The organism is Psychrobacter sp. H8-1 (assembly GCF_904846575.1).
In the GTDB taxonomy this organism is placed as follows: Bacteria; Pseudomonadota; Gammaproteobacteria; order Pseudomonadales; family Moraxellaceae; genus Psychrobacter; species Psychrobacter fulvigenes.
This window is the reverse complement of the sequence record NZ_CAJHBG010000001.1, coordinates 3315038-3327463: the sequence shown is the minus strand read 5'-3', so window position 1 is coordinate 3327463 and position 12426 is coordinate 3315038. Positions and strand designations below refer to the sequence as shown.

General features: G+C 38.4%; 12 protein-coding genes and 2 pseudogenes. 10 read left to right on the top strand and 4 right to left on the bottom strand.

Features of this window, described 5'->3' with window-relative positions:
• Nucleotides 1–15 precede the first annotated feature (15 nt).
• From JMY01_RS13840 to JMY01_RS13830, 4 genes are all read left to right on the top strand, one after another.
• Nucleotides 16–1002 (top strand): WG repeat-containing protein, encoded by a 987-nt coding sequence (locus JMY01_RS13840; protein WP_201576921.1) that lies wholly within the window; start codon nt 16–18, stop codon nt 1000–1002.
• A gap of 313 nt (nt 1003–1315) precedes the next feature.
• A complete protein-coding gene (locus tag JMY01_RS14200; protein WP_307781411.1) occupies nt 1316–1525 on the top strand; it encodes an IS630 transposase-related protein in 210 nt (69 codons plus the stop codon).
• Complete coding sequence (locus JMY01_RS13835) at nt 1467–2024, top strand: IS630 family transposase (protein ID WP_145989766.1); 558 nt, start codon at nt 1467–1469, stop codon at nt 2022–2024. The genes JMY01_RS14200 and JMY01_RS13835 overlap by 59 nt, the downstream gene beginning before the upstream one ends.
• A 70-nt stretch (nt 2025–2094) precedes the next feature.
• Nucleotides 2095–2871, top strand: a complete 777-nt coding sequence (locus tag JMY01_RS13830; RefSeq protein ID WP_201576920.1) for a lysozyme inhibitor LprI family protein — start codon at nt 2095–2097, stop codon at nt 2869–2871.
• A gap of 88 nt (nt 2872–2959) precedes the next feature.
• On the opposite strand, the gene JMY01_RS13825 is transcribed toward JMY01_RS13830, so the two are convergent.
• Complete coding sequence (locus tag JMY01_RS13825; protein ID WP_201576919.1) at nt 2960–3886, bottom strand: IS30 family transposase; 927 nt, start codon at nt 3884–3886, stop codon at nt 2960–2962.
• A 190-nt stretch (nt 3887–4076) separates the two neighbouring features.
• Nucleotides 4077–4709: a recombinase family protein gene (locus JMY01_RS13820; protein WP_201576918.1), complete on the bottom strand. Its 633-nt coding sequence runs from the start codon at nt 4707–4709 to the stop codon at nt 4077–4079.
• Nucleotides 4710–4810: 101 nt separating this feature from the next.
• On the opposite strand from JMY01_RS13820, the pseudogene JMY01_RS14490 reads away from it, so the two are divergent.
• Nucleotides 4811–4994, top strand: a pseudogene (locus JMY01_RS14490) (DDE-type integrase/transposase/recombinase); the annotation flags it as partial.
• Between the two features lie 461 nt (nt 4995–5455).
• On the opposite strand, the gene JMY01_RS13810 reads toward JMY01_RS14490, so the two are convergent.
• The gene (locus tag JMY01_RS13810) at nt 5456–5902 is read right to left on the bottom strand and encodes a hypothetical protein (RefSeq protein WP_025651568.1); all 447 of its coding nucleotides are present in this window, start codon (nt 5900–5902) and stop codon (nt 5456–5458) included.
• 253 nt (nt 5903–6155) lie between these two features.
• Between JMY01_RS13810 and JMY01_RS13805 the strand changes: the two genes are divergently transcribed.
• Nucleotides 6156–6575, top strand: coding sequence for a PPC domain-containing protein (locus JMY01_RS13805; RefSeq protein WP_062846051.1), 420 nt, complete (start codon nt 6156–6158; stop codon nt 6573–6575).
• A gap of 392 nt (nt 6576–6967) precedes the next feature.
• Here the strand turns inward: JMY01_RS13805 and JMY01_RS13800 are convergent, their stop codons facing one another.
• Nucleotides 6968–8761: a helix-turn-helix transcriptional regulator gene (locus JMY01_RS13800; protein WP_201576914.1), complete on the bottom strand. Its 1794-nt coding sequence runs from the start codon at nt 8759–8761 to the stop codon at nt 6968–6970.
• 758 nt (nt 8762–9519) lie between these two features.
• On the opposite strand from JMY01_RS13800, the pseudogene JMY01_RS14350 reads away from it, so the two are divergent.
• The 4 genes and pseudogenes from JMY01_RS14350 to JMY01_RS13780 all read left to right on the top strand — a co-directional run.
• Nucleotides 9520–9666 (top strand): annotated as a pseudogene (locus JMY01_RS14350) (polyphosphate kinase 2); the annotation flags it as partial.
• A 335-nt stretch (nt 9667–10001) separates the two neighbouring features.
• The gene (benE, locus tag JMY01_RS13790; RefSeq protein WP_201570490.1) at nt 10002–11198 is read left to right on the top strand and encodes a benzoate/H(+) symporter BenE; all 1197 of its coding nucleotides are present in this window, start codon (nt 10002–10004) and stop codon (nt 11196–11198) included.
• Nucleotides 11199–11310: 112 nt separating this feature from the next.
• Nucleotides 11311–11724 carry a hypothetical protein gene (locus JMY01_RS13785; protein ID WP_201576910.1) on the top strand — a complete coding sequence of 138 codons (414 nt, stop codon included), beginning with the start codon at nt 11311–11313 and terminating at the stop codon, nt 11722–11724.
• A gap of 221 nt (nt 11725–11945) precedes the next feature.
• Nucleotides 11946–12419, top strand: a complete 474-nt coding sequence (locus JMY01_RS13780; RefSeq protein WP_201576908.1) for a hypothetical protein — start codon at nt 11946–11948, stop codon at nt 12417–12419.
• The last annotated feature ends 7 nt before the right edge of the window (nt 12420–12426 follow it).

Below are 12426 nucleotides of genomic sequence, written 5' to 3'. Positions count from 1 at the left end.
CTTGAGGGTTATTTAATGAGTAAAAGCTTAGTTAAAGCAGTTAGTGTTAGTTGGATAATTTTGATGCTTTGTACAACTGCATCAGCAAAGCTGACGCCATTTTATGAACAGTCTAATGACGAATGGTATTGTGGGTATAAAAATGATATAGGGGAAATAGTTGTACCTATTAAAAAATATGAACATTGTGGAGATTTTTCTGAAGGCCTAGCATATGTTGGCGAAATAGCGAGACCTCTTGTAGAAGTTCAGAGCGGTTATAAGTACCTACAGGGTTTTATCGATGAAACAGGTAATTTAGTAATACCTATTGAGCATGAAGTTTTAGATGGTGCTCTCTATACTGAGTTCAAAAGTTTCAGCGAGGGTTTGGTAGCCATTTATAGGAATGGTAAATATGGTTATATGAATAAGCAACGTGAACTTGTAATACCTTACAAATATCAAGACGCGCAAGATTTCAAAAATGGATTGGCTATAGTAGTTAATCAAAACGACAAATATGGCGCTATTAACCGTTTAGGCAATGTTGTTATTCCATTTAAATTTAACTACCTTAGTTCTTTTTCGGACGGACTCGCGCTATATACTGAAGATAACCATTGGAATGAAGGTTTTCAGTATGGCTTTGTTGATCTAAAAGGAAATATATCAATTAAAGCAAAATGGGATAGTGCTTGTCTGTTTTCTGAAGGACTGGCTGCTGTCAGAGTTGGCGACTATGAAACTGGTAAATGGGGAGTTATAGATAAAGCGGGTAACTTTCTTGTAAAACCTGAATATGATGCTCCACAAATTCAAACCTGGAGTGATGCCGATTATGATGACTGCTATTACAAAAAAGGGAAAATGGATATGTATAAATATACAAACCCAGAAGACCCATATGAAAGTAGTATCACGCGTTATACTCTTAATCATAATGGATCTATTCTTGCTAAGAAGTTTTATAGCAACTGGAATACAATTATTGATGAGTTTATTAAAGATAATGGTTTATAGAACTATTACCTAGATTGTTAAGCACTTAGGATTTTGAGCTTTTACTAAAAACCAAAGTACATGGTCTGTTGGCTTCCTTAAAAATGCTATAAATTAACTCCTGCGTACTGTATAAATATTGGCCTTTCAGATATACATCAAATATAGGACATATAGTAGAGCCTTTATAAAAGTGGTACATTAGTTTTAAAACAAGCGAAAAGTAAAAAGATTATGACTTATTCAGCAGATTTTCGTGCTCAAGTGATTAAAAGTGTTAAACAACAAGGTATGAGTATCAGACACGCTACAGAATTGGCTCAAAGATCCTAGTATCAAACTCACTCGCAATAAACCACCCAGTAAAATACCTAACGAAGCATTATTAAAAGATGTTGAACAACATCCAGACGATTACCTGTACGAGAGAGCACAGCGTTTTGGGTGTAGCAAGTCGGGCATCGAGGCTGCTTTAAAACGCCTTGGTGTCAGTCAAAAAAAAGACCTTGGCGCATCCAAAAGCTTGCCCCATAAAGAGAGCTAAGTATCTAAGCAAACTTAACAAATACATTGCTCAAGGCCTTGCTATTGTATACATGGATGAAAGCGGCTTTGAGTCTGAAACCATTCGTTCTCATGGCTATGCACCTATTGGAACCCCTTGCATCGATAGTTACAACTGGCAAGGTAAAAAACGAACCAACGTTATTGGTGCTCTCTATGACAAGACGCTGTTTGCACTCGATTACTTTGAGAAGAACATCAATGGCGATATCTTCTATAACTGGTGCAAAGACACGCTAATACCAAGCCTTAAAACTAAATGCGTGATTGTCATGGATAACGCTAGCTTTCACAAACGCGTTCAGAGACTGCTCAATAGACATGGTCATCGCTTGTTATTTCTACCGCCGTACAGTCCCGATTTAAACCCTATTGAGAAAAAATGGGCACAGGCTAAATTTCTACGCCAAGGATGGATGGAGAATAATCTACCTAAACTATTTCATAATATGGGTTGTACTAATTTTATTGTGGATTGACTGTAGCAAATAAAATACTCCCCTATAATTTTTATGTTTCAAAACACGTATTTTAAACAGAGAGAGCCGCATGAAACTATTCAACTTTACCACCCTAACCGCTATCGGTCTTCTAAGTTCTAGTCTACTCGCCATGCCAGCTTTTTCGGCCAGCTTTGATTGCGGTAAAGCCAGTACCTGGATCGAAAAAACGGTCTGTAGTAACTCTGAGCTATCACAACTTGATGAGAATATGGCAAAAAAATATAAAGCCGAGTTAGCGAGTGCTGATAATGAGGACTATAGCCAAAATCATAGAGTTATCACTAAAAATGCTCAGCGGCAATGGTTGAAGTTTCAGCGAAACACTTGCCAAAGCGAAGCCTGCCTCATTAGAGAATATCAAGAATATCTAGGTAAAAAGAGTCTCAATGGCGTAACTTGGGGCGATGCAGAAAGCTTAAGCGCTTCTGAGCTACCCAATAAAACAGCCTTTGGTAAATTTGCCACTACGGTAAATATCTCCATGTATAACCCGGATACTCAGCGCTGGGAAGATACGGGTAAGGTAACCAATGCAGTTTCTATTCATAAAGTTTCTGACAAACCTTATTTTGCCATCATTGATGGAGATTTAATTTTCACCAATGCTCATTCGTGCAGTCTCGATAATGAAAAAGCCATGTGGTCAGAGAACCATTGGGTATTAAACGATTATCAAGCGGGTAAGACCGTTGAGCTGCGTTTATATCCGGCCATCTATCAAGGCAAAACTCAGCTGTTATTCAAAGATATCAATAACGACTACCGAGAGTCGCGCTGCGGTATGCGTGGTTATTTTGATGGGATTGTTATAGATAATAAATGAGGGAGAAGTGTTTTGTAGGGTGGGTTAGCGGTAGCGTAACCCACCATTATTGATAATAAAAACTTAGATTAACACACCAAGTGCAACGCTAATTAATATTATAGAACGCCTGCATAGGCGTCTTAAACCCTAAGCGTTTTCTTGGTCTGTTGTTTAGTTTGTTCTCAATGTCCTGCATCTCATCATCAGAGACTTGTCTAAAGTCACAACCCTTAGGCAAGTACTCTCTGATAAGGCCATTGGTATTCTCGTTGGTTCCTCGCTGCCATGACGCATAAGCATCGGCAAAGAAGAAAGGGCTAAAGAGCTTTTGTTTCACCTTCTTATGCTGAGCAAACTCTTTACCATTGTCAGAGGTAATGGTCTTAACCTGCAAACTCACTGGCGCTAAGAGTTCTATCATTGCCTCTGATACTTGCTGTGCTGTTTTATGACCCACACGCTTCATCTTCAGCAGCCCCGTTTTACGTTCAACGAGCGTGACAATCGCTTGCTTGTGATGCTGACCGATAACGGTATCCGCTTCCCAGTCACCAATACGTGAGCGTTCTTCAACAATACAAGGGCGCTCATGGATAGAGACTCTGTCATTGATACGGCCTCGAGTCTCAGCGGTTAGACGCTGCCGATAAGGCTTGGCTTTACGTCTGAGACACTGCCATAACCTGCCGCCCTTACGCTTGTTTGTCCATATATAGCGATAAATGCTCATATGACTGAGTCCACCATGAACACCTGCTATTTGCTGGGGACTCCAGTTCTCTTTAAGCTTGTCTGTGACCCAGTCCCATACGTCAGCGATGATGCTGAGCGCATTGTTTGATCGTCTTGCACAAGCTTTCTTATGAGCGTTATTGACTCGGTAACCGCGCAGGCTTTTATTGCGTCTGATTTCTCTTAATATGGTACTGGGACTTCTGTTTAACGCCCGCGCTATAAAATTAATACTATGTTCTGCCCCTATAAGGGCATAAATCTGGTATCGTTCCCCTAGGCTTAGATGCGTATAGTTCATGGTTGCAATCTCACTTTGGTCGGTGGATAAAGACTTTGATGCTAGCGCATCTAGGCCTCTTTTTCACCTGCTCTTTGATATTGCACTTCATGTGTTAATCTAAGATTAGAAATATCCCAGCGGAACCATTTAAAAAGGCTCATTAATCCATTAATAAACTATTCATAGTAGACTGCCGTAGTGGATCTACTTAATGAGCAATGATAAGTTCCGGTCTTTCCTTGGCCACATCAGCAATCAGATGCCGTGAGCACTTGGTCATACCTTGTATCTCAGAATAGCTATGACCTGATTTGAGTAGACTAGCGATGATCTTACGCTTTTCGATATCTTTCCTGCGTCCTGAATACTTACCTTCTGCCTTAGCACGAGCAATACCTTGTATCTGACGGTTACGGCGATCCTCATAATCTTTTCGAGCGATAGCAGCGAGCATATCCAGCATCATCGAATTAATGGCCTGCAGTACACTACTCATAAATTCAGTGCTGCTTTCAGATTGAAGCGCCATATATGAGGTAGGTAGCTCTTTTGATACGATAGATAGTTTCTTTTCTGATAGCATTCTTTTGAGAGTATCCCAGTCAGCTTGGTTCAAACGCGCTAAGCGATCAATCTGCTCAACTAAGATAACATCGCCCTTATGAGCATCTTCAATCAGCTGCATAAGCTTGGGTCGCACCAAGATAGCTCCTGATTCGTTTTCGACATAGAAGGCGGCAATCTTGTGGCCATGCTCGTTGGCAAATGCTATGAGGTCGCTTTTGGCACGCTTAGCATCTTGTTCTTTGGTAGACGCTCGTAGATACGCTCTAATAAACATAAACACCTAAAATAGTCTGTTATAAGTGGTTCCATTATACCAGTCTGTTTTAAGTGGTCTATTAATACGTTTGAGGCGTGAAATAGCTGGTTCCCTTGGGGTATACTGCGTTTATTATAGATGTGTTTGTCCGTAGTATTGTTGGCTGGAAGGTGTCTAATCGTATGAACATCGATATGGTGATGGCAGCGTTAAATCAAGCCATTGCAGACAGAAACAACCCAAAAGACGTTATTCATCGTAGTGATAGAGGCGTTCAGTATTTATCTATTCGTTATACTGATCAGATGGCTGATTCTGGCGTTATTACCTTTGTTGGAACGCGGGTAATTCATGTGATAATGCATAGTACGATTGGTTATGTATCACCTTTTGAGTTTGAAAAGCAATATTATGATCGTCTTAATGAGTCAGGCAAAGTTGCCTGACTCAAATAAAACGCTCTCCGATATAGTCGGGGCGGTTCAGATAGCCAACTGGTTTAATATTATTCCGGTATATATGGGGTTAAAAAACGCACTAAGGCAGTGATTATTAAGAGTATTAGAAGAAGGTGTTGATATTTTATAAATCGTTCTGGGATAAATAAACACAGCACGGATACTATAAAAATTCCTATAATTTCAATCAAATTAGATAGACTTTGAGAGCCAAATCCTAGCCCAGTTAATACGACCCACAAAAATGATGGTAAGAATACTAGGCTAAATTTTTTCAATGGTTTATTCATAGGTTAGGCTTATCTTCTATGTGGGCGCAATTTCTATTGCACCGGCAACGGCACAACCCTGATATACTTCGCCTGCGTAAGTTAATATTGCAGTAAGTTCATTTTGATAGCCATTGTCATCGATACAAAGGTTATTTTTTATATTCACAACAATAGGCTGTCCATTGATAGTACTCGCGTATTCGACACCTTCAGTATTGACAGAACCAGAACCCACCACGATAACTGTTGCTGTCGTTGGCTTTAAGAAATTCGCCTCTATACTTAGCTCATTTCCTTCAATCACTATTCGCCAAATTTTTTCTTTAGCGGTGTTTCCAAAAGCAGTAAATGCCGCTGACGCTACCGGCACTTCTATTGTAGGCTGCTTACTCAGATCCGTGGTGTCGGCACGATGGTTATTACAAGCCACTAGAGCTAAGCTGCCCGTTAAGCACATTGTCGTTAGAAGCAAAGAACGCATAATTTTTCCTTTAAATATAATAAGAGAACACCACTATTTAGCAGTGTTCTCTTTGTTTACGTGATGAAATTCAGGTTTTTACTACCATAGGTAGGTTTACGGTAGGACTAGAAGTTAGGGTCGTTACAGGTGGCCTTATTCAGTAACTTACCAACGTACTCTCTATATTAGTAATACTAATATAACATATCTATAAAGGTTGACAGTGTGGAGTAAGATAAAATCGTTTTTTTACTGTTTGAGTGTTTAAAATATGAAAAACTTAACTGCTGCTATTCTAATTGCGCTTCCTGTTCTAATGGTAAGTCCTACAGTAATGGCCGCATCTTCAGATGCAGTGGCTAAAACTGTTGATGTTCAATTTAAAAAAGGCGCTAGTTCAGCTAACTATTATGGGAAATTAAAGGGTAGTAAGTACGATTCCTATACATTTTATGCCAAAAAGAACCAAAAGCTTTCTGTTAAAACAACGGGAGGGAATGTAGATTCTTATTTATTTAATAAGAATTTATCAGATTCTGTCAATGTAGGAGAATATTCCTCTGAACTAGATAACCAAGGTTATTACAAGCTTCCATATTCAGGTAAATATGAATTGCGTATTCTTCAGCCACGTTCTCAAGCTTCTAAAGGAAAAACACCTCCATATTGGCTAGAATTATCTATTCTATAGGTATATAAGCTTAATAATGGAGAGCATCCTATATTCTGTGTAACAGCTATGTGGCTTTCATCAATAATTACACAAAATGTAGGATGCTCTCAGCTTTTCATGCTACCAGCCATCTGCTGGGCCAGTTTTTTAATGTCGTTTTGGTTAGTCATTGCTTATTCTCCTGTTAATGGATTATAAGCAGTTACACAGTTTTTAGGAAACTCCCTAAAAGCCATCAATAAGGCTTGCTATTAGTTATTAGAATTTTTGAAAAAGTGCTTTTTTACTGAAAAGATTACCAAGCCAACAAAAGTAAAACGAGTTAAGTCTTGCGTAAGACTTAACTCCCCATACTTTGATAGTTACCATTAAAAAACTCCTAAAAACTTTAGGACTTTTCTAGAAAATGTTTAGCGTAGCATTTGTTTCTTTTCATATTGAATATATTCAGACTCCGATACCCCTAGACGTTCAGCTACCTCAGCATGCGACAAGTTTAGATGTTTTCTTAACCCTTCAAGGGTAGTTACGCCTTCACGAGCCATTAACGATGCCAATATATCAGGGTTAATTTTTACCCTTTGCATTGGGTCTATTGGAACTGGGTTTACCCAGTCGTTAAAAATATCTGGTAATACTGGTTCTAGCCTACCATCATCCCGAGTAGCAAACCCACTTTTACTGATATTGATACAATCAGATAGCTCTCTACCTTTTCCATCAACTAATTTGACGCAAAGTTTCCCGTTGATACGCTGTCCAACGCTCGTAGCTTCAATATTTACTTTAGACCTATTATTAGCATCAAGACTATAGATGAGAGCTCCATGACTTGTATTAATCTGGTTGTTTTGTCCTTCTACAAGAGCTTCTTGATTAAAGAACCACTCGTAATTAATAGGAAAGGCAGCTCTACAAACTGAAGCTTCAAACTCACCATGCCACACAACCTCTTGGGAGAACCTCCCAGGAACTCTCGATAAGATCAATGCTCCTGCTGCCTCTGTCCAACTCCTCTTAATTGAAACAAGTGGAGTGTTTTCTGGCATATCAGCTCTTTTAAAATCTGCAGCTAATATCAGATTATCTGTAATTTGCGCACTCGCAATTTCAAACTCATCTGCAATGGCACCAAGAGAATAAGATTGGGACGTCAAACCTCGGAGTGCGCTCTTAATTTCATCCTTAATAGCTTTTGCACCCAAAGTTGCTTTAACTTTAGGTTCACTTGCAGTAGGCTGCAACTTCCCATTTGTATCAATCTCAAAACTGATGTCAATAAAAAAACTTGCTTTTATAGGGAAGCGAAATTTAGATGCTTCGATATTACCTGCCACTCGCAACTTTTCGCCAACAATAGACGCTTGCATTTTTGTAATCTTGACATTAGATTTTTTAGTTCGAAGTAATATTGATTGATTAAGCTGTAGCGGTTTATCAAAATAATCAACCGACTTTCCAAGAGCTTTTGCTACTTCTGGTCGTATTACATGAGCCAAAAACCAATAACTACTGATGATAATAGCTGCTGAATGTCCACTTGAGATTAAATATGAATTAAGCTGACTGATATCACCTTCCCTATCATATGCCATTTGCAAGGCAAGTATAAGGCAGTTGCCTTGCGGTGAAATGGCAGTAGTAGCCTCTACGTTCGAAGGTAGGAAAGTATCAGTAATATAGGATCCCAATGGAATATTCGTAAAATCAATGCGTCCAATACTTGCTAGCTCATTACTCACTGTCTCAATTAAAAGACCGTTAGAGGACTCATTATTGCTATAAGAATCTAGTAAGTTCCTTATCGTTAGGTTGTCAATATGAACATCAACTTCAGAAAGTCCATTACCGAAATTTAATCCAATTGAGGCTGATCTAGCATTATTAAAGACGGCAATCCTATTTATAATAGTAATGCTTCCACCGAAAGATGGCCCAAGTGAATTATTATCAATCATTAACTGAGAGTTAGAAAAAGGAATTGTTATTTTGATTTCACCAGCAGATCCAGTTATTTTTATCGTTGGTATATCAAAATTTACACAAGCTCTAACTGATAAGGATTCATTAATATCAAAGCTTCGATCAATACCCGATGGAATACCACCATCACAACTCAAAAAAACTGCCTTTAACTGGTCATTAATTTCTCTTTCCGATATCTGTAAAAGTACATCGAAATCGTATGTATTAAACGTTGACATAACATTTCTCCTTGTTCATGAAACCAACATTACCAATCCTTGTAAAAATAAACTATTGTCTATTTAATATCTAGTTAAATAACTTTCCTTTCTGCTTTCCTTAGATAAGACCGATAACATCGACAAAAGCAATATCTTGTGTGCCTTGATAAATAAGATTATTTTTATAGTTCATTTTCTTAGTCCTTTAATATTACTGTAACATAATACAAATCAACATCAAACTTTTGTATATAGATATCCATACATTTAGTAGCTTAGATACATATAAATAAAAAAATGCATACTGAAAATTCAGTATGCATATATATCGCTAATATTGAAGCCGTACTAAACCTTCTCAAACACATCTGATATTACTTATTGTCTAATAGCTAAAAGTATATGTAGATCTTGGATTAGTATGATGAGCTTTATATAGCACTGGATATGAGACACCATATTTACCAAAAACACTTTTTTGGTTATGATGTATAATTGAATTATCGTAGTGATGACAAAAAACATTTACTTACAATTAATAGTAATGTAAATCCCATTTTTTACCTTGCATCCAACACTACAAACCTGTTGGTCTATTTGTTGGTCTAAGAAGATAGGTTTTTATAATGAAGTCAGTTAAATCAATTACTTACATATAAAGTTAGACTTCCTCCTTCACCGCCAATCTTATATACTCTGCTTAATCAAAACCTCTGTTTTACTATTCTGTTCTACCCCACCATAAAATATATTTTATTTATTTAAATACATTCCATCAAGTCAATGCTATGCGCTATTTACTCAATAAGCTACCGTATGACAATAAAGACAAAGAGCAAATCGGCTATGTTGATCCGCTGATTGTCGGTCGTGCTGGCGCTCTGTATGAGCTGGGTGAAAAAGACGAGCTAGCAGTGGTTTAGATTATTGCAGTGCTTTAACTAGCATTGATACCGCTACTATAAGCTGCCTTATCCTATCCAAGCCATCCAATTACGATCGGGTGGCTTTTGTGTGCGCGGTGATGGCTTTTATGCTTACATTTACTTTCTTAAATTAGATATTATTATTTATATAACGATAAATTATGTATCATTATATAAATAATATCGGTTGGCATGCTATAATATTATATTGATTTTCGTGGGAAAAATTCTGTTGTCTGATAGTGATTTGTACGAGAAGTGACTGTCAAACGATTTCAGGTTTACCCTCAAGATAATCAGTTGATAATATTATAGAGTTTGTAGGAACGTAGATGGTAACTATAATACAAGATTTAAAAAAAGACTGGTCACTTTCAGCATCTGTTGCTGGTTTTTTAGCCGTACTCATTGCTTATGCTGGACCGTTAGTGATTTTTTTTCAAGCAGCACAAGCGGCGCAAGTATCAGAGGCGATGATGGCGTCTTGGATTTGGGGGATATCGATAGGCGCAGCGATACCGAGTATTTACCTCTCTATCAAATATAAAGCACCGATAGTAAACGCTTGGTCTGTGCCAGGAACGGTTTTACTCGTGACCTTATTTCCACAGATGAGTATTAATGAGGCCGTTGCTGGTTATATTATTTCAGCCATTGTCATTTTCATTGTCGGCGTGACGGGTTATTTTGATAAAATTCTAAAGTGGATCCCTAACAGTATCGCCGCAGGTATGATGGCAGGCATACTATTTCAATTCGGTTTGGCATTGTTCGTTGCCACTGACACTATGCCAGTTATCATTTTTAGTATGTTGGGTTGTTATCTATTAGCCAAACGCCTGTCACCGCGCTATACGATGATTTGGGTATTGTTGTGTGGCATTATCTTAAGCTTAGTATTTGGCAAGATGAATCCTGTTGATGTTGATTTTACAATGACGGTTCCTGTTTTTATTTCGCCAGAATGGTCATGGAACTCAACGTTTAACCTTGCTGTTCCCCTTATCCTTGTCAGTTTGACAGGGCAGTTTTTACCTGGGATGGCGATCTTGAATTTAAGTGGTTATGACACGCCAGCGAAACCTATTGTTATGGGCTCTAGCATTGCTTCATTAGCCGTTGCTTTTATAGGCGGTATTACCATTACGCTAGCCGCGATAACTGCTGCACTATGTACGGGAAAAGATGCGCACGAGCTCAAAGAAAAGCGCTATATCGCTGGTGTCGCTAATGGTGTTTTTTACTTATTAGGTGGGGTATTTGCTGGTAGCATTGTACTGGTATTTAGCTTATTGCCTAAAGAGCTGATCGCCGCTCTAGCTGGTTTGGCACTGATAGGTGCTATCTCAGCCAATATTACTGTGGCTATGAAAGATGAGAGCCAAAGAGAACCGGCATTGATTACCTTTTTGGCAACAGCCTCTGGCATGCAGTTTTTGGGATTAAGTTCAGTTTTTTGGGGCCTTTGTATCGGTATCGTTGCTCATTACCTATTAACTAAAAAAATCCCTCAGCCAATTAATGTATAACTGAATTAATAGTTATAGTAGATTAATAATGACAAGGATGTTATTGCTTCAAAATTCGATTATAGTTATTGTTTATAATAATAACTTTCAACATTCAAATAGGGATCGAACTATGCAAAACTTAGGATTAGGGATAATAGCAGGGCTTGGCCTGAGCCTGAGCGCTTGTGTCACCATTAACGGCGCACCGATGGGCACTACAGATGACACGACTATAGTCACCCAATACCCAATTGAAGCCACGATGCTCAACATCTATACCAAAGCGCGTAGTGCAAAACTAATGGCAATAGTCGATGGTCAAACCGTAACGGCAGATATCAAAGTCACGCCCAAAGGGGCTATGCTGTTCAATGGCAAATCTGTACAAGGTGGCGAAATCAGCACTATTAGCACTTTATCTGGTCAAGTGACCAATCAAGCCGTCGCTACTAACTACTTTACGTTGAATCCGCTAGTATTCCACGGCTTTACTAAAAAGGCTCACTATATACAATTGAGTGCTGGCAGTTACCCTTCTTCATAACTCTCAAACACTCGTAACCTATATATAGCCTATACTAGAGGTAGTGAAGTTATTTGGATCAATCGTAGTCAATCCTAAATAAAAACCCTAAGAAAAAAGCATCACCACTATAACGTATCGATTTTATTTAGGATTGACGATACCCATCCACTCACCCTTCATCATTAAATATATACTTAAAATAATAACTAAAAAATAATGCAAGATATAAGGAAAAAATCATGAAAAAATTATTAATGACATCAGTAATCGCTGTCTCCAGTTTATTTACTATCGCTGCTTGCGCTCAGGGTGGAGGAATGGCGAATCCTGCTCCACACCATAATATGAATATGCAACACTATAGCCAAGCACAAATGTCACAAAACATGATATCTAACATGGCAACTGAGCTTAACTTAACTGCCAGTCAGCAAGCTCAGATACAGGCTATTAGGCAGAATAACCGTGGTACTGGCATACAGAACCACAATGCGATGATGCAAGTACTGACTCCTGAGCAGCGTCAAAAACTTAGCCAAATACAATCGCAGCGTATGAACCAAGATGGCCGTATGATGAATCAGGATCATGGTAATCGTATGCATCAAGGCGGTCATATGATGAATCAAAACAATCGCATGCATAAAGGTGGGCAGATGAATATGAATCAAAAGAAAAATATTCAGAACCAAAATAGAAATATGAACCAATAACGTCTAA

Excerpts from the sequence above, each read along its gene's own strand:
- JMY01_RS13840 (WP_201576921.1), top strand. The coding sequence starts at position 16 with ATGAGTAAAAGCTTAGTTAAAGCAGTTAGTGTTAGTTGGATAATTTTG.
- JMY01_RS13830 (WP_201576920.1), top strand. The coding sequence starts at position 2,095 with ATGAAACTATTCAACTTTACCACCCTAACCGCTATCGGTCTTCTAAGT.
- JMY01_RS13825 (WP_201576919.1), bottom strand. The coding sequence starts at position 3,886 with ATGAACTATACGCATCTAAGCCTAGGGGAACGATACCAGATTTATGCC.
- JMY01_RS13820 (WP_201576918.1), bottom strand. The coding sequence starts at position 4,709 with ATGTTTATTAGAGCGTATCTACGAGCGTCTACCAAAGAACAAGATGCT.
- JMY01_RS13810 (WP_025651568.1), bottom strand. The coding sequence starts at position 5,902 with ATGCGTTCTTTGCTTCTAACGACAATGTGCTTAACGGGCAGCTTAGCT.
- JMY01_RS13805 (WP_062846051.1), top strand. The coding sequence starts at position 6,156 with ATGAAAAACTTAACTGCTGCTATTCTAATTGCGCTTCCTGTTCTAATG.
- JMY01_RS13800 (WP_201576914.1), bottom strand. The coding sequence starts at position 8,761 with ATGTCAACGTTTAATACATACGATTTCGATGTACTTTTACAGATATCG.
- benE (WP_201570490.1), top strand. The coding sequence starts at position 10,002 with ATGGTAACTATAATACAAGATTTAAAAAAAGACTGGTCACTTTCAGCA.
- JMY01_RS13785 (WP_201576910.1), top strand. The coding sequence starts at position 11,311 with ATGCAAAACTTAGGATTAGGGATAATAGCAGGGCTTGGCCTGAGCCTG.
- JMY01_RS13780 (WP_201576908.1), top strand. The coding sequence starts at position 11,946 with ATGAAAAAATTATTAATGACATCAGTAATCGCTGTCTCCAGTTTATTT.